This is a genomic window from Arthrobacter sp. T572 (assembly GCF_056780115.1).
Map to the genome: position 1 here is coordinate 62,315 of NZ_JBRAZQ010000002.1, position 25,952 is coordinate 88,266.

Sequence of the window (25,952 nt, forward strand, 5' to 3'; positions counted from 1 at the left end):
TTGATGCGCAAGGTCCTGATTGCCAACCGCGGTGAAATCGCCGTCCGGGTAGCACGAGCCTGCAATGATGCCGGTATCGCCTCCGTTGCTGTGTATGCGGATATCGACGCCGATGCCATGCATGTGGGCGCGGCCGACGAGGCCTACAGCCTTGGCGGCAACAGCCCCGCCGAAACCTACCTGAACGTCGGCAAACTCCTGGAAGTTGCCGCGCGCTCCGGCGCTGATGCCGTGCACCCCGGCTATGGTTTCCTGTCTGAAAATGCGGACTTCGCCCAAGCGGTCCTCGACGCCGGACTGGAGTGGATCGGCCCGTCACCGGAGTCCATCCGCCAGCTGGGGAACAAGATCACGGCCAGGGAGATCGCCGTCCGGGCCGGTGCGCCACTGGTATCGGGCAGCGACGGCCCGGTTTCTTCTGCTGCCGAAGCCCGGGTATTTGCCGAGCAGCATGGTCTTCCTGTGGCCATCAAAGCCGCTTTCGGCGGTGGCGGACGCGGGCTCAAAGTGGTGCGGGAGCTCGCCGAGGTTGAGGAGGCTTTCGACTCCGCTGTGCGGGAAGCCGTGGTGGCTTTCGGACGTGGCGAATGCTTCGTGGAGCAGTATCTTGACCGGCCCCGGCACGTGGAAGCCCAGATCATTGCCGACAAGCACGGCAACGTTGTGGTGGTGGGCACGCGGGATTGCTCGTTGCAGCGGCGTCATCAGAAGCTGGTGGAAGAAGCCCCGGCACCGTTCCTCACGGGGCAGCAGCGGACCAGCATCCATGACGCCGCCAAGGCAATCGTCCGTGAGGCCGGCTACTACGGAGCCGGAACGGTTGAGTTCCTGGTGTCCGCCACGGGCGCTGTGGCATTCCTGGAGGTCAACACACGGCTCCAGGTTGAGCACCCCATCACGGAAGAAACCTCCGGGGTAGACCTGGTGCAGGAGCAGTTCCGCATCGCCGCCGGCTTGCCGTTGAGCATCACCGAGGACCCGGAACCGAAGGGCCATTCCTTTGAGTTCCGCATCAACGCCGAGGACGTTGGCCGGGGGTTCCTGCCGTCGCCCGGAACCGTTGCAGCTTTCGACATCCCCTCCGGCCCGGGCATCCGCGTGGACACCGGGGTTCGTGCCGGCTCGACGGTTGCTCCGCAGTTCGATTCCCTGCTGGCCAAGCTGATCGTCACCGGGGCGGATCGCCAGCAGGCCATCCGCAGGGCACGCCGCGCCTTGGCCGACTTCAGGATCCAGGGCGTGGCCACCGTGCTTCCCTTCCACCAGGCTGTCCTGGAAGCCCGCGACTTCACTTCCCCGGAAGGCCTCGCGGTGCATACCCGGTGGATCGAAACGGACTTCGCAGACCGGATCCCAGCCGATCCCGCCTACAACCCGGTTGCTCCCAGCGGTTCCCGCCGCACCATCACCGTGGATGTCGACGGCAAGCGTCTGGCCCTGGGACTCCCGGCTGACCTCCTGGACGGCTGGGCCCGATCAGGACAGGGGCTGCCCGCAGTTTCTGCCCAAGCCGATGCGCCGCACTCCGATCATTCACCCGCCGAGTCCGCTTTGGTCTCGAGCATGTCCGGGACGGTGGTGAAGTGGCTGGTTGAACCAGGTGCCGACGTCGCAGAGGGAGACCCTTTGGTGGTCCTCGAAGCCATGAAGATGGAGACTCAAGTGCCGGCCCACCGCGGCGGAACCCTCACCGAGGTGCTGTCGCAGGCCGGTGGCGTGGTCACTGCGGGTGCTGTGCTGGCCCACATCGAGTAAGCGGGCCGGCACCCAAACACCGCACCGCCCCGGCAGGTGACAGGTCCGCCGTCGGGCCTTAACGTCCGTTAGCTGTCCGCCGGAACCGCGACGCCCAGCACCGTGTCCAGAAGGGCGTTGCGGAACTTGCCACTGGCATCATTGGCCCGGACCAGGGCGCGGAAATCTTCGAACCGCGGGTACAGTGACGCGAAGTCGTACAGCTCCGGGGTGAAGAGCTTGCCCCAGTGTGGGCGGGCTCCGAAGGGTGCCAGGGCGGCCTCCAGTTCGGGGAGCACGTTCTCCACGTCGGCCTGGAGGGGTTTCCACGTGAAGTGCAGGGCCACGCTCTGTTGCTGGTAGAACGGGCTGAGCCAGAAGTCGTCTGCCGCCACGGTGCGGATCTCCGAGACGAACAGCAACGGGGCGATCCGGTCCGCCAAACCGCGGACAGCCTCCAGGGCCGCAGGAGCTTCGTCCAGGGGGAGGAGGAATTCGCTCTGGAGTTCCTCACCGTTGCTGGGGGTGAACTCGTGGCGGAAATGGGGCAGTCTGTCCAGCCACTTGCCGGGCTCGTCCAACTGGCCAGTGCAGTTCTCCGCGGACATTCCAGGCAGCGGGTGCATGGCGACGCTGGCAGCGGTGGAGCCGAACAGGTCAGGCAGCGCGGCTTCCGTGTCCAGTGCCTTCAGCCATACCTGCGGGATGGTGTCACCGGTGTAGTCGGTAAAGAAGCTGACGCTGTACGCGCACGATGCGATCTCCCGGAAGGAAGCCAGCGCCCGCTCCCAGGGCAGGCCGGTCAATACGCGCTGACGCATCTGAAAGCTCGGGCGCACCTCAAGTTCCAGAGCTGTCACAATACCCAGCGAGCCGATCCCCACCACGCTGGCCGGGAAATCGCGGTCGCCACGGGTGATGGTGACAAGTTCGCCGGAGGCCCGCACCAGGTCGATACTGACGACGGCGGCTGCCAGGGAGGGATTGTCCACTCCACTGCCGTGCGTGCCGGTCTGGATGGCCCCGGCGACGGAGATGTGGGGGAGGGAGGCGAGGTTGTGGATCGCGTAGCCTTGTTCCTCGACCGCCCGGCCCAAGGCGCCGTAACTGATTCCGCCGCTGACCCGGACCGTTCCCTTGTCCGGATTTACGGTGATGTCCTGTGGCAGGGCATCAAGCAGGATATGCGTGCCGTCCGTATCCGCGACGGTGTTGAAAGAGTGGCGGCTGCCGATGGCTTTGACTTTGGCAGCCGCGGCCACCAGTTCCTGCAGTTCAGCCACGGAGCGTGGCCGGCGCACTTCGGCAGACGAGTACTCGAGGTTTCCTGCCCAGTTCTTCATGACGTGATCTTTCCCTATGGTCTTCGAGGCGTCCCAACAGTGTGAGCGTTCACAAAACGAGCCGTCAAGAGGTGCCCACGTGGTGGCGATAGAGTGCAGGAAAGCCGCCGACCAGCAGGAGCACCATGTGAGCAAGGGATCCAAGCCCACCATCCGGGACGTTGCGACCGCTGCGAACGTCTCCCTGACCACAGTGTCCTATGTGTTGTCCGGCCGGCATGGAGGGACTACCCGGATCAGCCAACCGACGCAGGACCGGGTGCTGGCTGCCGTGAAGGAACTGGGCTACGTCCCCAACCAGGCAGCCCGGGGTATGCGCCGCGGGAAGACGGATGTGGTGGCTGTTGCGATCGGCAACCTGGAGTGGCCCTGGGACCGCGCACTCGCGACGGCCGCGGCACGGATCCTGCCGACCCACGGGTACCAGCCCGTGATCCTGCTGGGGGACGACTGGCGGAAGTTCATGATGTCCGGAGGAGCCGATGGCGTGATCATCGGCTATTTCCCGGAAGCCACCGCCGAGGATGCGACCGTGACGGAGTTGGCCCGCCGCGGGGTGGCGCAAGTGGTCATCTCGGGCACCATGGAGCCGGCGGGGTTCGATGTGCTGGCCCCGGAGCAGGAGGCCGGCCTCAAGGAGTGCATGGAGTTCCTCACGGCCTCCCACCGCAGGATTGCCTGCATCCGCAGGGCGGAGCCGTCCGGCAGGCGGAAGAGCCGGTTTGCGGCGTACGCTGCCGGCTTGGAGGCGGCAGGCATCGGCCTGGATGAATCCTTGGTCCGTACCTCACAGCACCGCCCGGATCTTGCCTACCAGTCGGCCTTGGAGCTGCTGCAGCTTCCGGACCGGCCCACTGCCATTTTTGCCACAGACGACATGGAGGCTTTGCAGGCTGTCCGCGCGGCATTCCGCCTGGGCCTTCGGGTTCCCGGGGACATCCAGATTGTTGGCGTCGGGAATTCCACCGAGGGGCAGCAATACGATCCCGCCCTGACAACAGTGGGGCCGGAGCCCATCTTTGACCGCGTGGTAGGCATGCTGCTGGACCGGCTTTCAGGTGCCACACCGGTGGAGGGGATCCGCGTTCCGGCGGCATGGAAGCTGCACCGCCGGGGAACCACGCTGGGCTAGCCTTTCAGCGGACGGCGGGCCAACCAAGCGGCCACGATGGCGCCGGAAATGTTGTGCCAGAGTGAGAAGACTGCGGAAGGCAGGGCCGCGAGGGGGCTGAAGTGCGCTGTGGCAAGGGTCGCGGCGAGGCCGGAGTTCTGCATGCCAACCTCGAATGCCAGGGCTCGGCGGGCCTTGTCATCCAGGCGGCCGAGCTTGCCCGCGAGGTAACCGAGACCCAGGCCGAAGCCGTTGTGCAGGACAACTGCCAGGAACACGATTCCGCCCGCGGCAACGATCTTGCCGGCACTGCCGGCCACCACGATCGCCACAATCAGTGAAATCACGACGGCGGATGCCCACGGAAGCGCGGGAAGCACCTTTGCCACCAGTTTGGAGAGGAACAACCGGGCAAGAAGGCCTGCGATGACCGGGAGCAGGACGGTCTTCACGATGTCCAGCACCATGGCCCCGGCGTCGATGTGGAGGAAGGAACCGGCCAGGAGCAACGTCAGTGCGGGAGTGACGAGCGGTGCGATCAGCGTGGAAACCGAAGCCACAGCTACGGACAGCGCCACGTCGCCCTTGGCCAGGAATGCCATCACGTTCGAGGCAGTGCCGGACGGAGCGCAGCCCACCAGGATCAAGCCGACGGCGAGCTCAGGCGGCAGTTGCAGAAGGACGGCGATCAGCCAGCCTGCGCCGGGCATGATCACGTAATGCGCCACGATGCCCAGGGCCACGGCCCAGGGGCGGCGGGCCACCGAGGCAAAGTCCGGCGGGGTCAGCGTGAGGCCCATGCAGAACATGATGACTCCCAGCAGGTACGGCACGCTGACGCCAAGAGGTTTGAACAGATCCGACAGGAGGAATCCGAGGACGCCGGCGATGACCACCAAAATCGGGAAAGCGGTGACGGCGATGCGCGCAATCCGCGCCTCGGCCGCAAGCGCAGGGTTTTCAGGGATTGCCGTGGTGGATTTTGTTGCCTCAAGCATTTATCCATGCTGACACCCGGGCCTCAAACGGAACTACTTTCGTTACATCCGTCCGGCGGTATATGTCAGACATCCGTCATCCCCAGCACCCAACTGGGTCGCATTTGTGCGCGTTTAGAACGCTCAAAACGCGCACAAATGCGACCTAGTTGGGTGGGGGTTGGGTTGGGTGGGGTTGGGGTCAGGGGTTCAGTTTGCCGGCCAGGCGCTCGCGCATCCTGATGCTCGCCTCGTTCAGCCCGATGAGCTCCACCTCTCGCCCGTGGTTCCGGTACTTTTCCGTCACGGAGTCCAAGACGGCGATAGTTGACGCGTCCCACAGATGCGAGGCATGGAGGTCGATCACCACACGATCTATGCCTTCCGAGGAATCCTTTGCGTAATCGAACTGGGTGTAAAGATCGTTGGAGGAAGCGAAGAAAAGCTCTCCATCCACAACGTAGGTAGCTACCGTCTCCCCATTGAGCTTCAGTTCAGTGCGCTCCACGGTGGCGAAGTGGGCTACCCGGCGGGCGAACAGCACCATTGCGGCCAAAACCCCGACGCCGACACCCACCGCCAGGTTGTGCGTCGCCACCACAGCGGCAACAGTCAGGAGCATGACGGCGGTCTCGGACTTTGGCAACCGCCGAAGCGTGGAGGGGCGGATGGAGTGCCAGTCGAAGGTTATGAGCGAAACGAAGATCATCACGGCCACCAGGGCTGCCATGGGAATCATGCCCACGATGTCGCCGAGGGCCACCACGAGGATCAGCAGGAAGACACCGGCCAGGAACGTGGAGAGGCGGCTCCGCGCACCCGAGCCCTTGACGTTGATCATGGTCTGGCCGATCACTGCGCAACCGCCCAGACCGCCCAGGAACCCCGTGATGATGTTCGCCGCACCCTGACCCCAGGAGACCCGGGTCTTGTTGGAACGAGTGTCCGTGATGTCATCCACCAGCTTGGCAGTCATGAGGGACTCCAACAGCCCCACGAGGGCCATGGACAAGGCGAAGGGTGCGATGATCCGGAACGTCTCCAGGTTCAGCGGCACGTTGGGCAGGAAGAACCCGGGCAGGCTGTCCGGGAGCTCGCCCTTGTCGCTCACGGTGGGAACATCTATGCCACCCAGTGCCGTCACCAGCGTGATGAGCACAATTGCCACCAACGGAGCCGGAACGGCCTTGGTCAAGCGCGGCAGGAGGAACACCATGGCCAAGCCCACGGCAACGAGGGGATAGACCATCCAGGGCACGTTGAAGAGCTCCGGCATCTGGGACATGAACACCAGGATGGCCAGCGCATTGACGAATCCGATCATGACCGAACGGGGAATGAACCTCATGAGCCGGGTGACCCCGAGGACCGCGAGAATGATCTGGAAAACGCCGGCGAGGATAATGGTGGCGATCAGGTAGTCGAGGCCGTGCTCTTTCATGACCGGTGCGATCACCAGGGCCACGGCACCTGTGGCCGCGGAAATCATGGCGGGACGCCCACCCACCAGGGCCGTGACCACTCCCATGGTGAAGGAAGCGAACAACCCGATCCGCGGATCCACTCCGGCGATCACCGAGAACGCGATGGCCTCGGGGATGAGCGCCAGGGCCACCACGAGTCCTGCCAGGGATTCCGTCAGAAGGCGGCGGGGCGAGCGGAAGGTCGCCCGCAGTGACATGAGTTGCTCGGGGGTCATGGGTCCTTAAAGTGCAGTCTGGCGGTAACGCTCAATCTGCTTCAGACGCCGCAGGAGACTGTCGCGCCGCGGGTGCGGAACGACGTCGGGCGCCTCAGCGGTGAGATCGATGTGTTCGGTTCCGTACTGCCACAGCAGGAGGTCGTCCAGGAGGCGGTCCGGGCCGGGGGAGTAGCGGTGGTCCAGTGCCTTGCGGACCTCGGTGATCCGGTTGGCGCTGAGCAGTCCGGCAAGTTCCACGGTCTTGGTCAGTCCGTGGGCTGCCAGGAGTTCGGCCGCCCATCCCCAGTCGTCATCCACTTTACGGTCAACGTGGGGCAGGAGGGTACGCCAGACGTCGCGCACACGGTTGGGGGTCAGGGGCGAAGCGCCCTCGCCCTCCAGGTCCCAGAACCCGCGGACTTCCTCATACCGCTCGTGAAGGTCAGCGAAGGCACTCTCCACCGTTTCAAGCATTGCCGCCGTGGCCGTGAACTGCCTGTCGAACTGCGGAGTCCACGCGCGGGGATCGTCAGCCTTGAAACGGATATCGTGCTCGATCTCGCTCCAGGCGTGGGCGAAGACCGTACGGATCTGGCATTCGAAAAAGTAGCTGCCGTTGGCCGGAAGGTCCGGGTTGAAGACCTGCTGGTACTCCTTGACGGTCTCGTTCTGGAGGGTCCGCAGGATCAAGTGCCGGCTCGAGTATCCGTACGTCCCGGATTCAATGGAGCCAATGTCCTTCTCACGGTCCCCGCGGCAATCAAAGAGGTGCCGCTGGCGCTTGATGATGTTGGCAACTGCCGCATTGTCCGCCGGCAACTTGGTGATGACACGGATGCCCACCATGTCGTTCAGCGTCCGGAACGGGTCCGGGAACTTCAGGACCCGCGGGCCCCCGGGCTCCAGCGGGTCATCCGTCCGGGAGATCTTCTCGCGGAACGATTCCACGGTTTTGGTCCGCCCCGTGACGAACAACGGCGTGACCTCGGCTTCCTTCAAGATGCCGCGAAGGGTCAGCAGGACATCGCGTGTAATCCGCTTCAACGAGGGGCGCACGCGCTCGTAAAGCTCCACGTTTGCCTGTACGGCCTCCCGCTGTTCAGGGTCCAGCCTGTCCCAATTGCTTGCCATGCCCCCAGCTTACGGCGCAGCCCCGACACTGGGCCCGGCCACCCGCCGTCGGGGTGTATCTACCCAAAGTTCCGAATCCTCGCGATAGGCTCGGTACAAAGGAGGGCGCAATGTTGCGGCACAAGTACAGCTACGGCGAACACCCCAGTCAGTGGGGCGAACTCTTCATACCTGAACCAAGCAACGGAAACCATCGCGGTCCGTCGACGATCGCAGGCGGCGTGGCCGTGGTGATCCATGGCGGCTATTGGCGCTCGCAGTACGGCGCAGAGCTGGGTGAGCCCCTTGCCCGGGACCTCGCAGCGCACGGCATCACCGCCTGGAACCTCGAATACCGCAGGGCGGGAAACGGCGGCGGCTGGCCCCATACTTTCGAAGACATCCTGGCCGGCATCGACCATCTGTCCGAGATCGCCGGCAACCATGACCTCCAGCTGGGCAAGGTGGTGGCCCTGGGCCACTCTGCCGGCGGCCATCTGGCCGTGTGGGCGGCCGGACGGCACCGCCTCTCGTCCCTTGGAACGCCCGACGCCGACAGGCAGCTGGTGCGGGGACCGGAAGAAAAGGCCGTGCGGCTCACCGGCGTGGTCAGCCAGTCCGGGCTGCTGAACCTCGCCGCGGCAGAGCGCCTCAACCTCAGCAACGGCGCGGTCTGCAACCTGATGGGCGGCGATTCAGGCCGCTACCCCAAGCGCCACAAGTACGCCGACCCCATGACGTCGTTGCCCTTGGAAATTCCCGTTTTCGCCGTGCACGCCACCGAAGACGAGGACGTTCCGGCCAGCCAGTCAGAGGCCTATGTCGCTGCGAGCAACGCATCCGGCGGCGCTGCCCAGCTGCTTCGCGTTCCCGGTGACCACTTCGACCTGATCGATCCCAAGGCCGTGGCCTATAAGAAGTGCCGGGAACTGGTGCAGCGGTTGCTGTCCTGACCGCTGGTCCAGTCAGGACGCCTCTGGCAGAGTTGACCCATGCTGACTGTGATTGGTGAAGCCCTTGTCGATGTCGTTCAACGCCCCAGCGGTATCGAGGCACATGTCGGCGGCAGTCCGCTGAACGTTGCGGTCGGTTTGGCGCGGCTGGACCACCCGGTGCAGTTCATCGGCCGCTACGGACAGGACGCCTACGGAGATTCGGTGGCGGCGCACCTGCGTTCCAGCTCGGTCATGGTTCCGCTTCCGCCGGACAGCAAGCCAACCAGCGTGGCCACTGCGTTGATTGACGACGACGGCGCCGCCACCTACACGTTCGACCTCACCTGGGAGCTGCCTGACCTGGGCCAACGGTTGCCCCTCATGCTGCAGGGAGGCACCCTGCTGCACACAGGGTCGGTTGCCACGGCCTTGGAGCCGGGCGCCGCAGCGGTGCTTGCCGCCGTCGAGCATGCCCATCCGAACAGCACCATCAGCTTCGATCCCAATTGCCGCCCCAGCCTCATCGCGGACCGCGACCATGCGCGGACGCAGGCCGAAAGGTTCGTCGCGCTGGCGGACATCGTCAAGGCCTCGGATGAGGACCTGGCGTTCCTGTATCCGGAGGTTGATCCCCTGGAGTCGGCCCGGCGCTGGCTGTCGCTGGGCGGGACGGAAGGCCCTGCGATGGTGGTGGTGACGCGGGGTGCACGGGGGCCGTGGGGCATCACAGCGGCGGGGGAGACGCAAGTCCCTGCGCCGTCGGTGGACGTGGTGGATACCGTGGGTGCCGGGGATTCGTTCATGGCAGGACTACTGTCCGCCCTGGTGGACCGGGGCCTGGTGGGCGCGCAAAACCGTGACGAACTGCGCGCCATGCCGGCCGAGACCCTGGCCGCGATCATGGAACACGCCGCAAAGGCAGCAGCGGTCACCGTGTCCCGCGCCGGGGCAAACCCGCCCACCCGCGCGGAACTTAACCACGGTCCGTCCTAGAGGGCTACCCGGCTCCGTGGCCGGCCGTGACTTCCTCGCCTGCTTTCACCGGACCCGGCGGAGTGCCCTCGCCGAACGGCCTTCCGCCCAGGGATTCCCGTCCGTGCGGGGTCAGCCAGCCCGAGAGGTCCGGGCCGGCCGGGACGATCCGGGTGGGATTGATGTCCTCATGCACGATGTAGTAGTGCTGCTTGATCTGCACGAAGTCGATCGTGTCGCCGAAACCGGGGGTCTGGAACAAGTCCCGGGCATAGGCCCACAGGGCGGGCATCTCCGCAAGCTTGTTGCGATTGCACTTGAAATGCCCGTGATAGACCGCGTCGAAGCGGGCAAGAGTGGTGAAGAGCCGCACGTCGGCCTCTGTGATGGTGTCGCCCACCAGGTAGCGCTGGTTGGACAGGCGTTCTTCCAGCCAATCCATGGCGGTCCACAGCCGGTGGTACGCGGCGTCGTAGGCCTCCTGGGAGCCGGCAAAACCACAGCGGTACACCCCGTTGTTGACCTCCGTGAAGACGCGCTTGTTCACCTCATCGATTTCCTGGCGCAGGTGTTCCGGATACAGGTCCGGCGCCCCGGGCCTGTGGAATTCGGTCCACTCAGTGGAGAAGTCCAGCGTGATCTGCGGGAAGTTGTTGGTGACCACGGCCCCGCTGGGAACATCCACGATTGCCGGAACCGTGATGCCGCGCGGGTAGTCAGGGAAGCGCTTGAAGAAGGCTTCCTGCAACCGTTCGATGCCCAGGACCGGATCCCTGCCGTCCGGGTCGAGGTCGAAAGTCCAGGAGCGTGCGTCGTGGGTGGGTCCGGGCTGGCCGAGGCTGATGACGTCCTCAAGGCCCAACAGCCTGCGGACGATCACGGTACGGTTGGCCCACGGGCAGGCCCGGGCGGCGATTAGCCTGTAACGCCCGGGTTCCACGGGCCACCCCGGTTCGCCGTTCGGTCCGGGCTGTCCGGAGCGGGTGATGCGGTCTTCGATGTAGTTGGTGTCGCGGTTGAACTCGCCGCCGGTTACGTATGCGCCCCTTGTGCTGTGCTCTTCCCTGGTCTTCTCACTCATGAACCCACACTATGTGGTGTTTTCCGGAACCTGCTATCACTTGCAGAGGCCTTGCCCGCCCAACGCCCACGTAAACTGACATGATGCGGCTCGTAGCAAGTGACATTGACGGCACCATCCTTGGCCATGACGGAAAAATCAGCGCCAGGACCATCAAGGCGTTCCAGGACTGCCGCGACGCCGGAGTGGAGCTTGTGTTCGTCACCGGCCGCCCGCCCCGCTGGTTGTACCCGTTGCAGGAGCAGCTGGGTCACAGCGGGATCGTCATCTGTTCAAACGGTGCCGTGGTGTGGGACCTGGCCACGGAGAAGCCGCTGTCGTCTACCGAGCTGGACCTGGACTCGCTGTTCGAGGCGCGCCGCATCATCAAGAAGATCCGTCCAGACGCCCTCTTTGCGGCCGAAACGCTGACCGGATTCCACCTCGAGCCCGGCTTCATCGAAAACGAAACCAGCGAGCTCCTCGCAGAGTTCACCCCCGCACCGCTGGACCGGACGTTGACTGCGGAAGACGCCGTCGTGAAGTTCCTGGCCATTACGCGAAAAGGCACCCCGGACGAGTTCCTGGCTGAGGTCCAACCTGCCGTGGCCCATTTGGTGGCCACCACGCACTCAGCGCCGCGGACCGCCATGCTGGAGATGTCCGTGCCGGGGATCAACAAAGCCGTTACCTTGGCCACCTACGCCGAATCGCTGGGCATCAGCGCCGCGGACGTGGTGGCTTTCGGCGACATGCCCAATGACATTGAGATGCTGCGCTGGGCCGGCCACGGCTACGCGATGGCCAGCGGCCACCCGGAGGCGATTCTTGCCGCGGGCCGGCAGGCGCCGCATTTCGACGACGACGGCGTGGCTCAGATCCTTGAAGCGAAGCTGACGGAACAGAAGGTCTAAGCCAGGTCCGCAAGCGCGGACCCGCCATCACGGGTGCCGCGCGCCTTCCCCGGCCAGGATGGCCCGGTAGCCCTCCTTGTAGCTGGGGTAGGTGAAGGTGAATCCGGTGGACCGGAGCCGCCGGTTGGAACAGCGCTTGTCGCCTGCACCGCCGTCGGACGTCCGCCCCACCTGCGGTTCCGGAAGCCGCAGCTCCCCGGCGAGGAACCTCAGGACATCGCCCAACTCAGCCGATTCGTCATCCACGCCAACATATACGGGTTCGGGGTCCTGGGCCATGGTGGCCAGATGGACGATCGCGGCGGCTGCGTCGTCCCGATGGATGCGGTTGGTGTGCTTGGGCTGGTCGGGGATGACGGCCTTGCCCGAACGGACCTGGTCGATCAGCCTGGTCCGCCCCGGGCCGTAAATGCCGCCCAACCGCAGAGCCACCGCGGTGAAGCCGGCCTCACGTGCCCGCGCGAACAACAGGTCCTCCGCTTCGAGCAGGATCTTTCCGCTGAACCGCGTGGGCTCGGTGGGCGTTGATTCGTCCACCACGGCACCGCCCGCGTCCGCATACACGGCGGTGGAGGAGACAAAGATAATCCGCCGGGGTCCGTTGTCCTGCCGCGCCACGGCGTCCAGCACGTTCTGCAGGCCGTCCACGTACGCTGCGCGGTACGCCTCCTCCGTCGACGCATCCGCGGCAAGCGAGACCACCACCGTGTCCACGTCGCCAGGCAGCTCCGGAACCCCCTTCGACAGGTCCGCTGCAATCCCGAGGATGGCGGCAGGGAGCTTGCCAGGAGAGCGCCGCAGCCCGATCACGTCATGACCGGCCGCCACAAAACGCAGGCCGGCTTCGGTTCCAAGGTCGCCGCAGCCGGCAATCAACACAGTCATGCCCTTAGTTTGCCAGTCCCGCAACTGTCACCTGGCTCCCGGCTTCCATACAACCGGCGTTCAACTGGCAAACGTAGGCTTCCAGCCACGGACCCGTTCGCATCGTGTTCTGTGACTCATTCGATCAGCAGGAGGAACCATGGCAAAGCGTCGGATCAACGACTTCACCAACGCGCCGCTGCGGCGCGTCGAACCGGACCACCACTGGCGGTCTCTGCGCCGGGGCGACCGCGTCAGCCTGACGCTGGCTCCCGGTTTCGCCGAGCACGGCGTGGTGGACGACGTCACCGGTGACGCCACTGCCGTTTGGGTGGAGCTCGACGGCGGTCGCGGCCGGACGCTGGTGCACGTCAGCGATGGCGTGGCGATCGTGCCGCAGGATTCCTGAGCGACCCTCCGGGAGTGCGGCTCCGATACGCTACCGGTGTGGTGCTCCCATACTTCCTCCGCAAAGACGGCACAGTTGGCCCGCTGGCCTTCGCCCACCGCGGGTTCTCGCTGGATGGCCTGGAGAATTCGATGGCTGCGTTTCGGGCTGCGGTGGAGCTGGGGACGGTGCACCTTGAAACTGACGTCCACACCACCTCTGATGGGGTGTTGCTCGTTTTCCATGATGAATCCTTGGACCGGGTCACCGATTCTGCCGGGCGGATCTCGGAGCTGACGGCCGAGGACGTTGCCAAGGCCAGGATCAAGGGGCTGGAACCCGTGCCGACCTTCGATGAGCTGGTGGCTGCATTTCCGCAAGGGCGCTTGAACCTGGACGTGAAGGACTGGAACTCGGTGGTGCCCGTAGCCGAGGCCATCGGGAAGCACGGTATCCATGACAGGGTGCTGGTCACGAGCTTCTCGGACCGCAGGCGCCGGGCTGTGCTGCGGCGGCTCGGCCGGCGCGTTGCCACGTCCGCCGGAAGCACGCTGACCGCCGTGTTCGTTTTCCTTGGCCCGGTCCTTCCCGCAGCGCTGACCCGGAAGCTGCTTGCCGGCGTCGACGTTTTCCAAGTGCCTGCCCGCTACGGCAGGTTCCCTGTGGTGACCTCCGGGTTTGTCCGCCGCGCCCACAAAGCGGGCCTCCAGGTGCATGTGTGGACCATCAACGAGCCCGCAGAGATGGAACGGCTTCTGGACCTGGGCGTGGACGGCCTTGTCTCCGACCGGCTGGATCTGCTCAAGGAAGTGCTGGTTCGTCGAGGCGAGTGGGTCTGATCCCCCCGCGAGTTGGCATTTAACGACAGTCCCAGCCTCAAACATTGTCATTAAATGCCAACTCGGCGGGGTTAAATAGTCAGTACCCTTTCTATTTCCACCCGATCCGGGCTAGGGTCGAAAGTGTCCGGATAATTCTTCGCCGGCAGCAGTGTCCGCACCTGTGTCCGGCGATCGGGAAGGGAAGGAACACGCCTTGGCTTCGGAATCACACACCACCACGGACCACGACGAGATCCGCAAGTGGGTTGAAAGCAACGACGGCAAGCCGGCAAGCGTCAAGAAAACCGGCGACAAAAATGATCCAGGCATCCTGCGCATCGACTTCCCCGGCGGTGCGGGTGAAGACAGCCTGGAGCACATCAGCTGGGACGAATGGTTCGAGAAGTTCGATGAGAGCAAACTCGCCTTCCTCTACCAGGCAAAGAAGGCGAGCGGCGAGGACAGCACCTTCTTCAAGCTCGTCAAACGCTGATCGCGAATCGATATCAGGAACATCGAAGTGAAAAGGAGGAGTGTCGTGGCTGAACGAGGAAATACCAAGCACGGCTCGGAACTGGACGACCAGATGAAGCATGAGGCGGAGGGGATCGTGCGGGGAACCAAGCCCGCCCACGTCGAGGAAGGCCGTGAGACCGAACCCTTCCCGGACGAGACAGACCCCCAGGAAGTCCAGGACGCGCTGAACCCTGGAGCCGGCAAAGGCGAAGCCGGGGGTGGGCTGGATGACTGACAACTTATCCAAGTACTCCGGCCTCTATCGTGAGCCCGGACCTTGGTGCGTTGCCTACGTCGACGCGAGCACAGGCACCGTGGATGGCCTGGAAAATGCGGAGGTGCAGCCGGACAACGTCCGGAACACTCTTGAAGGCTTGGGCGCCTCGAAGGAGGATCTCAACGCCATGGAGGGAGCGATCCAACCTGCCAAGGGAGAGCCGTCGCCTGTCAGCCGTTTTGTTCTGGTGCGCAACGGCGAAGTGGTGCTCAACGAGGTGCTTCCGGGTGCGCTGGTTGTTCCCGAACGGGTCTCCATGGACGAGGTTCCGGATCTCCTGCCGCTGTTGAAGCACCACCCCGACGGTTTCGCATACGTTGTTGTGGAGGCCAGCCGTGACGAGGGTGAGATCCGCCTTTACAAGGCCGGAGCTCCCGATGTCGAGGCGAGCCAGCACGTCCAAGGCGACGACGACTCCATCAAGAAGGTGCCAGTGGGCGGCTGGTCACAAGGCCGCTATCAGCGCCACACGGAAGAAGTCTGGCGTCGCAATGCCGACCAGGTGGCTGAGGAAGTCGACAAGTTGGTGCGGGAACGCCAAGCCAGGTTGGTGATCCTCTCCGGTGACATCCGAGCCCGCCAGTTGGTGGCCGATCAGCTCGCAGAGGCCTCGAAAGCCGTTCTTTCGACCATTGAGTCGCACACCCTCGCCGCAGGATCGGACCGCGAAAAGTTCGATGACGAGGTCAACTCCCTGGTTGCCCGGCAGTGGGCCGAGGAACAGCGGCAACTCATGGACCGGCTGGCCGAGCAGGAGGGCCAGGCCAACCCGCAGTCTGCCACCGGTCTGGGCTCCGTGGTTCACGCGCTGCAGCAGGCCCAGGTTGACGATTTGATTCTCGACGACACTGCGCTCGCCGATCACACCCTGCTGGCCTTAAGTGCCGAGCCGTGGGTGGCAACATCCGAGGCCGAGTCGTTGGCGGCGGACGTTGTGGGCAAGGTGTCCGCTCCGGGAGCACTGTTGCGCGCTGCCGCTCTGACCGATGCCCGGGTTCAGCTGGTTCCCTCAGGCGCGCTTCCTGATGGCGTCAACGTGGCAGCCTTGCTGCGCTGGCCAACAGGACCGGAAGTACCTGCGGGAAGCTAGCGGCAAGCAAGGCTTGATGCCCGACGGCGGTGCGTACCGCCGTCGGGCATCTGCGCGTAAGCGGCTGGCAGCTTAGCCGCGTTCGATCGCAGCCTGGCGCTCCTGGATGGCCCTGATCCTGGCAAGGTCCAGCTTGGAGGTCCGGTCGAAGTTGTAGATGCCGTTCTTCTCCTGGAAGACGTCCGTCAGCTGCGTGTAGCAGTAGCCAAACATGTCCGGGTTCTCCAGCAGGACCGCGCAGAGGCCTTCGAACCGTTCGTAGAACTCTTCCTCACTGGCCACCCGCTGGCCGTAGCCCCAGGAGCTTTCGACGTCGGTGCCCGCGGCTTCCGCGGCCTGCCTCGCCTCCGCCTCGTTCCACCAGATCCCGCCGAACTCCGAGACGAAGAAGGGCTGGCCGTTGTAGGGGACGGAGTAGTCCACGGCGTCGTGTCCGCGGTTGAGGAAGGGTTTGCCTTCGGCGAGGCCTTCCTGCTGCAGCTTGAACTTGACCGGGTCCTGCTCGTAGGAGTGGGAGTCGTAGATGTCGGTTTCCCGGACCCGGTGCGAGTAGCCGGAGGAGTCAATCACGGGGCGCGTGGGGTCGGCGAGCTTGGTGGCCAGGAACATGGCGTGGGTGACATCGTCCAGGACGGTGATCCGATCGTGGAGGTGCTGGTGGGTCTCGTTGAGCGGGCACCAGCCGATGATGCTGGGGTGGTTGTAGTCGCGCTGGAGGACCTCCAGCCATTGCGCCACGAAGCTGGCGGTGGGCTTCTGGTTGTGGCCGACAGTGCCGCCGCCGGAGACACCCCAGTCCCCGAACTCACCCCACACGAAGTAGCCGAGCCGGTCTGCATGGTAGAGGAAGCGCTCTTCGAAGACCTTCTGGTGCAGCCGGGCACCGTTGAAGCCGGCCTGCATGGCCAACTCGATGTCCTTGACCAGGGCGGCGTCGTCCGGGGAGGTCATCAGCGACTCCGGCCAGTACCCCTGGTCCAGGACCAGCCGCTGGAAGACCGCCTTCCCATTAATGCGCACCACCTTGCCATCCAAGGCTACGGAGCGGACAGCGGCGTAGCTGCTGACCTGGTCCACCACACGGCCGTCCGGGTCGCTGATGCGGACCTCGAGGTCGTAAAGGAACGGATCCTCCGGTGACCAGGGACGCAGGGAATCCCCAGGGATGCCGAGCCGCAGGGAAGGGGAAAGGTCAAGGTCTGCCCGCGCCTGGGCCACTGCCACCTCTGTGCCGTTGCTGCTGAGGGTGGCGGTCACTGTGTAACCAGCGCGGTTCTGCGACAGCGGAATCTCGATGGTCAGGCTGGAATCTGCCAGGTTGGGCGTCATCCGAAGTCGCTTGATGTGGACCTCCGGCACTGCCTCGAGCCAGACCGTCTGCCAGATTCCTGTGGTGCGGGTGTACTGGCAGTGCGTGTTGTTGTACCAGGTGGCTTGCTTGCCGCGCGCCTGCATTTCGTGCCGGGAGTCGCGGGCACGCACCACGATGACGGCTTCGGCGCCGGGCTCCACGGCATCGCTGAGGTCGGCGGTGAACGGCGTGAAGCCGCCGCGGTGCCGGGCAACCTCAACACCGTTGACCCAGACTGTGGCGTCGTGGTCCACCGCGCCGAAATGCAGGAGTGGTTTCAGTCCCGACCACTCCTGGGGAACAGTGACTGTCCGCCGGTACCAGACTGCTTCCATGAAGTCGACGTGCTCCACGCCTGACAGCACGGATTCGGGGGCGAAGGGAACAAGGATTTCTCCTGTGAGCCCACGCGTCCGGAGTCCCCGTTCCAGGCCGGAGTCCCCGGCGTCGATCTCAAAACCCCAGGTGCCGTTGAGGTTGAGCCAGTTCTCCCGGAAAAGTTGCGGCCGCGGATGTTCGGGCTTGGGAAGGGACGGGTTCGTCTTGGGCTCGGTCAAGATAACTCCTTCGGAACGGGATTGGTTCATCTTTACAACGTTAGAATCTTTCCGTTGATGACGCGAGGGTTTGCTGCCGTGAGATGGTGTGTGTACCAACCGTCGCCGCGAGGAGAGCGTCCATGACCCAGTACCGTTTGGCCATCCTTGATGATTACCAGCAGGTCTCCGGCGACTACGCGCCGTGGGAGGAACTGCTCGACGACGGCGTGAAGGTCACGGTCTTCAGTGCGCCTTTTGTCTCCGAAGAGCAGGCGGTGGCAGCGCTGGAGCCGTTCGATATCGTCGTCGCCATGCGTGAACGTACGCGCTTTCCCCGCCACGTCCTGGAAGCATTGCCCAACCTGCAGCTCCTGGTCACCACCGGAATGGCGAACGCCTCGATTGACCTTGCGGCCGCCACCGAGCGCGGCATCGTGGTGGCCGGAACTGCGGGTTCCCCTGCCGCGGCCCCCGAGCTGACCTGGGCGCTCCTGCTGGCGTTCGCGAGGAACCTGACGGTGGAAGAGAACTCGCTGCGGGCAGGCGGGTGGCAGACCGGCGTCGGATTTGAACTGGCGGGCAAGACGCTCGGGATCGTGGGCCTCGGCAAGATCGGCAAGCGCATTGCCGGGTACGCCAGGGCTTTCGGGATGGACGTCCTGGCGTGGAGCCAGAATCTGACGGAGGAAGCTGCTGCTGCTTCGGGTGCCCGGAACGTCAGCAAGGAGGAGCTGTTCAGAGAGTCGGACATTGTCACCCTGCATCTGCGCTTGTCTGAGCGGACGGAAGGGATCGTTGGTGCCGCGGAACTGCAGCTGCTGGGGCCGGAGGGCTTGCTGGTTAACACGGCGCGCGGTCCCCTGGTGGACGAGGCGGCGTTGATCCGGGCGTTGGAAGAGGGATGGATCCGCGGAGCGGCCCTGGACGTTTTCGATGAAGAGCCGCTCCCGGCCGGTCACGCCCTGGTGCACGCGCCACGGACCGTGCTGTCGCCGCACGTGGGCTATGTAACCCACGAAAGTTACCGGCAGTTTTATGGCGGAGCGTTCGAGGACGTGAAGGCCTGGTTGTCCGGTGCTCCGGTCCGGGTCTTGAACGGCTGAGTACCTCCCTGGCGGGTCGCCCACGACATCCCACAACGCGGACATTACGCGCGCGGCAAGCGCTTTCCAGGGAATTGCTGGCAAGATGTAGACCATGCGTATTCTCATTGCCCCTGACAAGTTCAAGGGATCACTGACCGCCGCCGAAGCCGCGTCAGCCATGGCCGAGGGCGCCCTCCGTGTTTATCCGGACGCCGTGACCACCCAGTTTCCCGTCGCCGACGGCGGGGAAGGAACCCTCGATGCGGCACTCGCTGCGGGCTACGAGGAACACAACAACGCCGTTGTGGGTCCGATCGTCAAGCCCGTCGGTGCCTCATGGGCCATCCGCAAGGACGCGTTTGGTGGAGGAACTGCCGTCATTGAAACAGCCCAGGCATCCGGCCTCGCCTTCATGGAGCCGACGCCGGAGAACAGCCTCCGCGCACACAGCTACGGCTGCGGGCAGCTGATTGCCGCCGCTCTGGACGCCGGCGCCACCGAGATCGTGCTCGGGCTGGGCGGTTCGGCGATGACAGACGGCGGGAGCGGTGCCTTGCGTGCACTGGGGCTCAGGCCCCTGGATGCTGCCGGGAATGTGGTTCCCCTCGGCGGAGGTGCCCTGGCCGACGTCGTTTCCGTGGATGCCTCAGGGCTGGATCCGCGACTGTCCAGCGTGAAGTTCCGGATCGCCGTCGATGTCCAAAATCCGCTGTATGGGCCGGAAGGCGCGGCGCATGTCTTCGGTCCCCAGAAGGGGGCAGATGGTGACGCGGTTGAGAAGCTCGACGCCGGTCTCCGCAACTGGGCCTCGCTCCTTCGGGAAGCCACGGGCCGTGACGTCAACGTCCCGGGAGCCGGAGCGGCAGGCGGGTTCCCGGCGTCGTTCCTTGCTTACACGGATTCGGCACTGGAAGGCGGCTTTGCCTTGGTGGCAGGGCTGACCGGACTGGCCAAGCACCTGGGTGAGGCCGATCTCGTGATCACGGGCGAGGGCTCCATGGATGAGCAGTCGCTCACCGGCAAGGCGCCCATCGCGCTGGCCGATGCCGCCAGCGTTCACGGCATCCCCGTGGTGGCTGTCGCCGGCCGCATCACGGTCACCCCGGAGGATTTGGCCAAGCACGGCATCGTGGCCGCAGCCCAGTTGCTGGACGTTGCCCAGCGCAAGGACGGCGTCCCTGATGTGGCCGACGCCGTGGCCAACGCCGGAAAGTATGTTGCCTGGGCCACCAGCCAGGTGCTTGAAGGGGCGTAGCCTTTACTGGCGGTAGCCCTCCACTTCGCTGACGGGGCGGGCTTCGGCCTCGTCCGGATTGGCGCCGGCGTCCCTCTTGGCGCGGCGCTGGCGCAACAGGTCCCAGCACTGGTCCAGCTGGGCCTCCAGTTGGGCGAGCCGTGCCGTGTTGTCGTCGCCGGCCTCAGTGCTGGTATCGGCGTCACGGAGCCGGTGCTCCTCCTCGACAAGCGACTGGATGCGTTCGAGGATGTCCTGGTTGTCCATGGCTTTCTCCTTGGGTTGTGGGCGTTGATACTGACCGTAGTCCTGCGTCACGGGTGCGTCCATGGTGCCGCTGGTGCCGGTCCGCCCTGCATACTTGGCTCATGAAATTCACCACGACAATTCAGGGCGAGGGTAACAAGGCCGGCATTGAGGTTCCCGAAGATGTGGTCACTGGGCTGGGTGCGGGCAAGCGGCCCCCGGTGGTGGTGACCATGAACGGCAAGAGTTATCGCAGCAGTATCGCTGTCATGGGCGGCAAGTACATGGTGGGAGTCAGTGCGGCCAACCGGGAGCTGACCGGCGTTTCTGCCGGGGACACACTGGAAGTTGACCTCGAAGTCGATACCCGGCCACGCGTCATCGAGGTTCCCGGCGACCTTGCCGCAGCCCTCGACGCCGAACCGGACGCGAAGGCGTTCTATGCAACCCTCAACTACAGCGCGCAGCGGCGCTATGTCGAGCCGATTGGCGATGCCAAGTCGGAGGAGACGCGGGCCCGGCGGATCGCCAAGGTCGTGTCGGACCTGAAGGCGGGGAAGAAGTAGCACCTGCTGGGCCTAGGCCGGACCGTTTGCGCGGGCGATGGAAACCGCGGATTCGATGCCGGCCTCCCAAGGTTCGCCGTGTCCGGGCAGGACAAGCTGTGCCTTGGTAGCGGCGAGCTGCTTCAGCGAGGCGATGTTCAAGACGCTGTCCGCTGTGGCCGCCCCGGCCACGATCCGCGGGCCTTTCCGCTGCGTGTAGGGATCCAGGGTGACCAGGGCGTCCCCACTGAACAGGATGCCGCGTTCGCGGAGGAACAGGGCGCAGTGGCCGCTGGTATGCCCGGGTGAGAACACGATCTCCGGGCTGCCCGGAACCGGGAGTGCGCCGGTGCCGGGAAAATGCCGGACGTCCTCCAGGCCCTGGACCTTGAAGGCACCTGCTTTTGCCATGCTGGTCAACACCGGAAGGCCCTTGCGGTGGGTCAGGGCGAAAATGAGACGGGACCTTTCGTGCCGGTACCGGTAGGGATGCCTGGCGATGTACGAGTCTTCCCTGTGGACCCACACCGGAATTCTCAGTTCCTGGTGGAAGCGGTGGGCCAGGCCCAGATGGTCGAAGTGCGCGTGGGTCAGCACGAGCGCCCTGATGTCCCCGAGTTCAAATCCCTCCCCTTGGAGTGCGCGCTCCAGCGGAGTCCACATCGCCGGCAGGCCGGAGTCCACCAGGGTCAGTCCTTCGCGGCCTTCCACCAAATAGAAGTTGACGTAGGCATCCGAGAATCGATGCACACCGTCGGCGACTTGGGTCATGGTCATGGGTGCCCCCTGGGGTACTTCCGTTGGGTGACTGCCGGTCCACTTACCATAAGCATGCTTAGTATTTCGGGGCAAGGTCTGCTGATTGTGAGGGCTGCTGTCGACGGCATTTCAGGACGGCAGTGCAGGCTTGGTGAGGGGTCTTATATTCGGCCGCGAGTTGCGTTATCTTGGTCCAACCTGCGTCGGGCCGGCTGGGGAGCGCGCGCCATGTCTAACGAAGCGAGGTAAAGCAATGCGAATCAAAATTCTCTCCGCTGCACTCTGTGTTGGTGCGTTGACGGCGTTCTCGGCCACACCGGCCTTCGCCGCCGGGCAGTCGGAACGTGGTCCGGAAAACTCGAACTCCATCTGTTCCTACTCTGGCCTGAACGACGATCCTGACGCTGCGTACCCCGAGGGTGGGCGCGTGCAATCGTATGGACAGGCGGTCAAGCAGGGGTTCAAGGATGAACTTGCTGCCATGGGCGAATCCCCGAAGCTCCTGTGTAATGCGCACAAACTCCCGTGGCAGGACATCACCGGCAGCCACTAGCAGCAGAACAGCGCCTCCCGTCCTGGTTCAGGGCGGGAGGCGCTGCTGGTCTTCCTCGGTATCGCGTAACGAGCCGGTCGTGGCGGGTTGCTCGCAGGGCCTGTGCTGGAGCCGAGCGGACCCTAGGCGGCTGCCGTCGCCAGGCGCGCTGCCCGCGTCGGCAATGCAGTGACATTGGCGGCCTCAGCCGCAAGGCGGACGGGCACTTCGTAAAGCTCCGAGTAAATCTGCAGCTCGTCCATGGCGTCGGCGTCCACTGTGGCCTCTGAAAGGTCCATCTCCACGTCGAGTCCGCTGCCGAGGCTCTTGGTGCGCTGGACTACGGGGTAGAGCCCCTGAAGGCTCGAGGTTGTGACACGACCGGTTGCTGCAATCTGGATTTGTTCGCCGTCAACGTCGACGCGAACCACTACGGAGAGCTTGTCGCTGGTCAATTTGTTGCCTTTCATCGGTGTGCTGCCACGCTGCAGCCTCCCCAGCGTAAGCATCGAATGTGATCTGCGCAACATTACGACGAGGTGCTGGTGTTGTCTTTTGCTGTGGGTGCGGGTGGTTCGGTGCGTGAGGGAGGCGAGTGCCGCCGTCGTACGTCTTGTGGACTTACGACGGCGGCACTCACCGTGTGTGGGTCGCGCGCTGGTAAGCGCTACGCTGTTTGGCCGGCGTGCTGGCCCTCGGAGATTTCCTCAACGAGCTTGCTGTTGAAAGCCGGGAGGTCGTCCGGGTTCCGGCTGGTGACCAGGCCCTGGTCCACCACCACTTCCTGGTCGCTCCAATTGGCTCCGGCATTCCGGAGGTCGGTCTGGAGCGTGTGGTAGGACGTGACGTTGCGGCCCTTGATGACACCTGCCTCGATCAGGATCCACGGTCCGTGGCAGATCGAGGCTACCGGCTTGTGTTGCTCGAAGAACGAGCGCGTGAAGTTCCGGGCGTCCTTGTCGACTCGAAGGTGGTCGGCGTTGACGACGCCACCGGGGAGAACCAGGGCGTCGAAGTCCGAGGCGTCGGCGTCTGCCACGGCCAGGTCGACGTCGAAGGTGTCACCCTTCTCCACGCCGTTGAAGCCTTGGAGCTTGCCCTTTTCGGGGGCGACGAGGGTTGGCTCCCCTCCTGCATCCTTGACGGCCTGCCATGGACTGGTGAGCTCCACCTGCTCCACGCCATCCGTCAACAGGAAGGCGACCTTCTTGCCTGCAATGCTGTGCTCTGACATTGTTCCTCCTCTTTATGCGGTGGGCGCTGCTATGGCTTGATGCCCTGGGCTTGTGGCCCCGGCTCTGGCGCAACCGCTTCTGCGAGAGTTGTTTGTCTTGACCTGTTCAACCCTATTGATCATCAAACTACTAAGCAAGCTGACTATATATTTTGTTGCATATTGCTTCTCTTTCTATCGATTAACGATAGGATCTAATTGTTGTTCGATGGAGGAGTGGTGCTCGTGGGTAGGTTTGCGATTCTCGCGCTGAGGCTTGTTATCGCGATGGTGCTGGCTGGTTCCCTGTTTGTGCAGGTGTGGATGGTGCCGCTGATTTCCGCGGACCTCTCGAATGCGGGCGCGCCGGACGGACTGCGGATCGCGTTCCTGGTGGTCGTCGTTCTGGGGATTGCGTGTGTTCAGGTTGTTGCGTTCTGCGTGTGGCGGTTGTTGACCATGGTTCGCCGCGGAACAGTGTTTTCCCACGGCGCCTTCCGGTTCGTGGACGTCATCTTCTGGGCTGTGGCCATTGCCGCTGTGCTGGTCTTCTCAATCGCCGTGATGCTGGCGCCGGGTGATGTGGCGCCAGGGATCGTGATGCTCATCTGCGGAGCGGCGCTGATGACGGGGGGAGTGGCGCTGCTTGTGCTGGTGCTCCGAACGCTGTTGGCCCAGGCCGTGGCGCGGGATGTCGAGGCGGCCGGGCTTCGGGCCGAGCTCGACGAGGTGATCTGATGCCGATCATCGTGGATATTGACGTCATGCTCGCTAAGCGGAAGATGCCCGTGGGAGTGCTCGCCGACCGAGTGGGGATCACGCCCGCCAATCTGGCGGTCCTTAAGAACGGCCGTGCCAAAGCTGTCCGGTTTACCACCCTGGAAGCCCTGTGCGAGGTACTCGAGTGCCAGCCGGGGGACCTGCTGCGGTGGGAAGCGGAGGTCCCGGAGGTTGCCTAATTACGTTCCTTGAAGTACGTGAAGAGGCGGGCCTCGCGGCTATAAGCAGACACAAGAAGGCTCCCCGTAATCGCTCCGAGGATACCGGCTGCTCCGATAGTTAGAACTTGACCATATAGGGCATTGGCGATCAGTGGAGCGACTATTTGTGTAGTCAGGAGGATGCCCGCAGTCGCGGGCCCCTAGTGGTCGCGAGGTCTAGAGCCCGAGGTCGGGAGCTTTGTTGCTCCACAGCGGGCCGGGTAGGGACCGGGAGCCCCCTACTTCCCCTTCTTCCCGCTCCGCTTCGCCGCGGCGTTCATCGCGGACTTCACTGCAGGCGGCAGTCCCGCCGTCTCGGTTTCGGGCTCAGCAACGGTCCCGCGCCAGCGGGCCAGGCCCTTCATGCCGTGATAGATCACCAATGCAGCGGCGGAACCCAGGGCGATGCCCGTGAACTTCAGTTCTCCGATGGTCCACGTGTAGTCGGCGATGCCAATGATCAGCGCGACGGCGGCGGTAGTCAGGTTGATCGGGTTGGAGAAGTTGACCTCGTTCTGCACCCAGATCTTTACACCGAGGACGCCGATCATTCCGTACAGCATGGTCGCGGCACCGCCAAGGACACCTGCCGGTACGGTCGCAATCAGTTCACCGAATTTCGGCGAGAAGCTCAGCAGGATGGCGAACACGCCGGCCACCCAGTACGCCGCCGTCGAGTAGACCTTGGTGGCGGCCATGACGCCAATGTTTTCCGCGTAGGTCGTGGTACCGGAACCGCCGCCGAATCCGGCAAGTACCGTCGCGGCACCGTCGGCCATCAGCGCGCGGCCGGAGACGCCGTCGAGGTTTTGGCCTGTCATCGCGGCAACCGACTTCACGTGCCCCACGTTTTCAGCGACGAGCACCAGCACCACTGGAACAAACAGGCCTACCACGCCGAGGTGGAACTCGGGCGTCTGGAAAGTGGGCAGGCCAACCCAGGCCGCGGCGTCCATCTTTTCGTAGGAGACCTCGCCGCGCATCATGGCGACGAGGTAGCCCACCACTACGCCCACCAGGATGCTGAGGCGCCCCAGGATCCCGCGGAACAAGACGGAAACCAGGATGATCGTTACCAGCGTGACGAGTGCGGTGACGGGAGCGGCGTCGAAATTATTCTTGGCCGCAGGTGCGAGGTTAAGTCCGATCAGCGCGACAATCGCGCCGGTGACGATCGGGGGCATGAGCCGGTTGATCCATTCGGCGCCGAACTTCTGCACGACCGCGCCAATGAGCGCCAGTACGACGCCGGCAAGCACCACGCCGCCCAGGGCGCCGGCAACGCCGTACTGCTCTTGGGACGCCATGATCGGGGCGATGAACGCGAAGCTCGAACCGAGGTAGCTGGGCACGCGGCCCTTGGTGATCACCAGGAACAGCAACGTGCCGATACCGGAGAAGAACAGCGTGGTGGCCGGGGGCATGCCCGTGATGATCGGGACGAGGAAGGTGGCGCCGAACATGGCCACGACGTGCTGCATGCCCACGCCGATGGTGAGCGGCCACGCGAGACGCTCGTCGGGGGCAACCACGTGGCCGGGGCGGATGGTCTTGCCGTTGCCGTGGAGCTTCCATTTGATGCCGAGCATGCTCATGGCGGGCCTTCCTCAGAAGAAAAGTTGGGGTTCGGTGCAACATTACCGCCGTTGTGGGGCCTGCTCTACGCGCCTCGCGT

General features: G+C 64.4%; 28 protein-coding genes. 16 read left to right on the forward strand and 12 right to left on the reverse strand.

Annotated elements, in window-relative coordinates; translation table 11 throughout:
- Positions 1-3 precede the first annotated feature (3 nt).
- Positions 4-1,755 carry an acetyl/propionyl/methylcrotonyl-CoA carboxylase subunit alpha gene (locus tag ACUYMZ_RS01385; RefSeq protein ID WP_481601851.1) on the forward strand — a complete coding sequence of 584 codons (1,752 nt, stop codon included), beginning with the start codon at positions 4-6 and terminating at the stop codon, positions 1,753-1,755.
- Positions 1,756-1,823: 68 nt separating this feature from the next.
- Here ACUYMZ_RS01385 and ACUYMZ_RS01390 read toward each other — a convergent pair whose 3' ends face one another.
- Positions 1,824-3,077: an FAD-binding protein gene (locus tag ACUYMZ_RS01390; protein WP_481601852.1), complete on the reverse strand. Its 1,254-nt coding sequence runs from the start codon at positions 3,075-3,077 to the stop codon at positions 1,824-1,826.
- A 127-nt stretch (positions 3,078-3,204) separates the two neighbouring features.
- Between ACUYMZ_RS01390 and ACUYMZ_RS01395 the strand changes: the two genes are divergently transcribed.
- The gene (locus tag ACUYMZ_RS01395) at positions 3,205-4,209 is read left to right on the forward strand and encodes a LacI family DNA-binding transcriptional regulator (protein ID WP_481601853.1); all 1,005 of its coding nucleotides are present in this window, start codon (positions 3,205-3,207) and stop codon (positions 4,207-4,209) included.
- Here ACUYMZ_RS01395 and ACUYMZ_RS01400 read toward each other — a convergent pair.
- From ACUYMZ_RS01400 to ACUYMZ_RS01410, 3 genes are all read right to left on the reverse strand, one after another.
- Positions 4,206-5,186: a bile acid:sodium symporter family protein gene (locus tag ACUYMZ_RS01400; protein ID WP_481601854.1), complete on the reverse strand. Its 981-nt coding sequence runs from the start codon at positions 5,184-5,186 to the stop codon at positions 4,206-4,208. The genes ACUYMZ_RS01395 and ACUYMZ_RS01400 overlap by 4 nt on opposite strands.
- 181 nt (positions 5,187-5,367) lie before the next feature.
- Positions 5,368-6,864 carry a SulP family inorganic anion transporter gene (locus ACUYMZ_RS01405; RefSeq protein WP_426005083.1) on the reverse strand — a complete coding sequence of 499 codons (1,497 nt, stop codon included), beginning with the start codon at positions 6,862-6,864 and terminating at the stop codon, positions 5,368-5,370.
- 6 nt (positions 6,865-6,870) lie between these two features.
- On the reverse strand, positions 6,871-7,977 hold the full coding sequence (locus tag ACUYMZ_RS01410) for a GTP pyrophosphokinase (RefSeq protein WP_481601855.1): 1,107 nt from the start codon (positions 7,975-7,977) through the stop codon (positions 6,871-6,873).
- A 110-nt stretch (positions 7,978-8,087) separates the two neighbouring features.
- Between ACUYMZ_RS01410 and ACUYMZ_RS01415 the strand changes: the two genes are divergently transcribed.
- Positions 8,088-8,909 carry an alpha/beta hydrolase gene (locus ACUYMZ_RS01415; protein ID WP_426005086.1) on the forward strand — a complete coding sequence of 274 codons (822 nt, stop codon included), beginning with the start codon at positions 8,088-8,090 and terminating at the stop codon, positions 8,907-8,909.
- A gap of 39 nt (positions 8,910-8,948) precedes the next feature.
- The gene (locus ACUYMZ_RS01420) at positions 8,949-9,884 is read left to right on the forward strand and encodes a carbohydrate kinase family protein (protein WP_481601856.1); all 936 of its coding nucleotides are present in this window, start codon (positions 8,949-8,951) and stop codon (positions 9,882-9,884) included.
- Positions 9,885-9,888: 4 nt separating this feature from the next.
- Here the strand turns inward: ACUYMZ_RS01420 and ACUYMZ_RS01425 are convergent, their stop codons facing one another.
- Positions 9,889-10,944 carry a glutathione S-transferase family protein gene (locus tag ACUYMZ_RS01425; RefSeq protein ID WP_481601857.1) on the reverse strand — a complete coding sequence of 352 codons (1,056 nt, stop codon included), beginning with the start codon at positions 10,942-10,944 and terminating at the stop codon, positions 9,889-9,891.
- Between the two features lie 83 nt (positions 10,945-11,027).
- Here ACUYMZ_RS01425 and ACUYMZ_RS01430 point away from each other — a divergent pair, with 83 nt between their 5' ends.
- Positions 11,028-11,837, forward strand: coding sequence for an HAD family hydrolase (locus ACUYMZ_RS01430; protein WP_426007635.1), 810 nt, complete (start codon positions 11,028-11,030; stop codon positions 11,835-11,837).
- A gap of 27 nt (positions 11,838-11,864) precedes the next feature.
- Here ACUYMZ_RS01430 and ACUYMZ_RS01435 read toward each other — a convergent pair whose 3' ends face one another.
- Positions 11,865-12,722, reverse strand: a complete 858-nt coding sequence (locus tag ACUYMZ_RS01435) for an SDR family oxidoreductase (RefSeq protein WP_481601858.1) — start codon at positions 12,720-12,722, stop codon at positions 11,865-11,867.
- A 139-nt stretch (positions 12,723-12,861) separates the two neighbouring features.
- Between ACUYMZ_RS01435 and ACUYMZ_RS01440 the strand changes: the two genes are divergently transcribed.
- The 5 genes from ACUYMZ_RS01440 (at position 12,862) to ACUYMZ_RS01460 (ending at position 15,793) form a co-directional block, all read left to right on the forward strand.
- Positions 12,862-13,110, forward strand: coding sequence for a hypothetical protein (locus tag ACUYMZ_RS01440; RefSeq protein ID WP_481601859.1), 249 nt, complete (start codon positions 12,862-12,864; stop codon positions 13,108-13,110).
- 38 nt (positions 13,111-13,148) lie between these two features.
- Positions 13,149-13,928, forward strand: coding sequence for a glycerophosphodiester phosphodiesterase family protein (locus tag ACUYMZ_RS01445; RefSeq protein WP_481605792.1), 780 nt, complete (start codon positions 13,149-13,151; stop codon positions 13,926-13,928).
- 196 nt (positions 13,929-14,124) lie between these two features.
- Positions 14,125-14,403: a hypothetical protein gene (locus tag ACUYMZ_RS01450; protein WP_481601860.1), complete on the forward strand. Its 279-nt coding sequence runs from the start codon at positions 14,125-14,127 to the stop codon at positions 14,401-14,403.
- Positions 14,404-14,448: 45 nt separating this feature from the next.
- On the forward strand, positions 14,449-14,661 hold the full coding sequence (locus ACUYMZ_RS01455) for a hypothetical protein (RefSeq protein WP_481601861.1): 213 nt from the start codon (positions 14,449-14,451) through the stop codon (positions 14,659-14,661).
- A complete protein-coding gene (locus ACUYMZ_RS01460) occupies positions 14,654-15,793 on the forward strand; it encodes a baeRF2 domain-containing protein (RefSeq protein ID WP_481601862.1) in 1,140 nt (379 codons plus the stop codon). The genes ACUYMZ_RS01455 and ACUYMZ_RS01460 overlap by 8 nt, the downstream gene beginning before the upstream one ends.
- Positions 15,794-15,865: 72 nt before the next feature.
- On the opposite strand, the gene ACUYMZ_RS01465 is transcribed toward ACUYMZ_RS01460, so the two are convergent.
- Entirely contained in the window at positions 15,866-17,701 is a 1,836-nt protein-coding gene (locus tag ACUYMZ_RS01465; RefSeq protein WP_481601863.1) for a glycoside hydrolase family 2 protein, read from the reverse strand.
- 122 nt (positions 17,702-17,823) lie between these two features.
- On the opposite strand from ACUYMZ_RS01465, the gene ACUYMZ_RS01470 reads away from it, so the two are divergent.
- Positions 17,824-18,786: a D-2-hydroxyacid dehydrogenase family protein gene (locus ACUYMZ_RS01470; RefSeq protein ID WP_481601864.1), complete on the forward strand. Its 963-nt coding sequence runs from the start codon at positions 17,824-17,826 to the stop codon at positions 18,784-18,786.
- A gap of 94 nt (positions 18,787-18,880) precedes the next feature.
- Positions 18,881-20,023: a glycerate kinase gene (locus ACUYMZ_RS01475; RefSeq protein WP_481601865.1), complete on the forward strand. Its 1,143-nt coding sequence runs from the start codon at positions 18,881-18,883 to the stop codon at positions 20,021-20,023.
- 3 nt (positions 20,024-20,026) lie between these two features.
- Here ACUYMZ_RS01475 and ACUYMZ_RS01480 read toward each other — a convergent pair whose 3' ends face one another.
- Entirely contained in the window at positions 20,027-20,269 is a 243-nt protein-coding gene (locus ACUYMZ_RS01480) for a DUF2630 family protein (RefSeq protein WP_426005099.1), read from the reverse strand.
- 101 nt (positions 20,270-20,370) lie between these two features.
- On the opposite strand from ACUYMZ_RS01480, the gene ACUYMZ_RS01485 reads away from it, so the two are divergent.
- A complete protein-coding gene (locus ACUYMZ_RS01485; protein WP_481601866.1) occupies positions 20,371-20,814 on the forward strand; it encodes a YdeI/OmpD-associated family protein in 444 nt (147 codons plus the stop codon).
- A gap of 12 nt (positions 20,815-20,826) precedes the next feature.
- Here the strand turns inward: ACUYMZ_RS01485 and ACUYMZ_RS01490 are convergent, their stop codons facing one another.
- Positions 20,827-21,570 (reverse strand): MBL fold metallo-hydrolase, encoded by a 744-nt coding sequence (locus ACUYMZ_RS01490; protein WP_481601867.1) that lies wholly within the window; start codon positions 21,568-21,570, stop codon positions 20,827-20,829.
- 235 nt (positions 21,571-21,805) lie between these two features.
- Between ACUYMZ_RS01490 and ACUYMZ_RS01495 the strand changes: the two genes are divergently transcribed.
- Positions 21,806-22,105 (forward strand): hypothetical protein, encoded by a 300-nt coding sequence (locus tag ACUYMZ_RS01495; protein ID WP_426005103.1) that lies wholly within the window; start codon positions 21,806-21,808, stop codon positions 22,103-22,105.
- 122 nt (positions 22,106-22,227) lie between these two features.
- On the opposite strand, the gene ACUYMZ_RS01500 is transcribed toward ACUYMZ_RS01495, so the two are convergent.
- The gene (locus ACUYMZ_RS01500; protein ID WP_426005104.1) at positions 22,228-22,539 is read right to left on the reverse strand and encodes a hypothetical protein; all 312 of its coding nucleotides are present in this window, start codon (positions 22,537-22,539) and stop codon (positions 22,228-22,230) included.
- A gap of 212 nt (positions 22,540-22,751) precedes the next feature.
- Positions 22,752-23,318 carry a type 1 glutamine amidotransferase domain-containing protein gene (locus ACUYMZ_RS01505; RefSeq protein WP_481601868.1) on the reverse strand — a complete coding sequence of 189 codons (567 nt, stop codon included), beginning with the start codon at positions 23,316-23,318 and terminating at the stop codon, positions 22,752-22,754.
- A 225-nt stretch (positions 23,319-23,543) separates the two neighbouring features.
- Here ACUYMZ_RS01505 and ACUYMZ_RS01510 point away from each other — a divergent pair, with 225 nt between their 5' ends.
- Together ACUYMZ_RS01510 and ACUYMZ_RS01515 are read left to right on the forward strand one after the other, a co-directional pair.
- Positions 23,544-24,035 carry a DUF2975 domain-containing protein gene (locus tag ACUYMZ_RS01510; RefSeq protein ID WP_481601869.1) on the forward strand — a complete coding sequence of 164 codons (492 nt, stop codon included), beginning with the start codon at positions 23,544-23,546 and terminating at the stop codon, positions 24,033-24,035.
- On the forward strand, positions 24,035-24,256 hold the full coding sequence (locus ACUYMZ_RS01515) for a helix-turn-helix domain-containing protein (protein ID WP_442424594.1): 222 nt from the start codon (positions 24,035-24,037) through the stop codon (positions 24,254-24,256). The genes ACUYMZ_RS01510 and ACUYMZ_RS01515 overlap by 1 nt, the downstream gene beginning before the upstream one ends.
- A gap of 260 nt (positions 24,257-24,516) precedes the next feature.
- Here the strand turns inward: ACUYMZ_RS01515 and ACUYMZ_RS01520 are convergent, their stop codons facing one another.
- Entirely contained in the window at positions 24,517-25,872 is a 1,356-nt protein-coding gene (locus tag ACUYMZ_RS01520; RefSeq protein WP_481601870.1) for a uracil-xanthine permease family protein, read from the reverse strand.
- Positions 25,873-25,952: the final 80 nt, after the last annotated feature.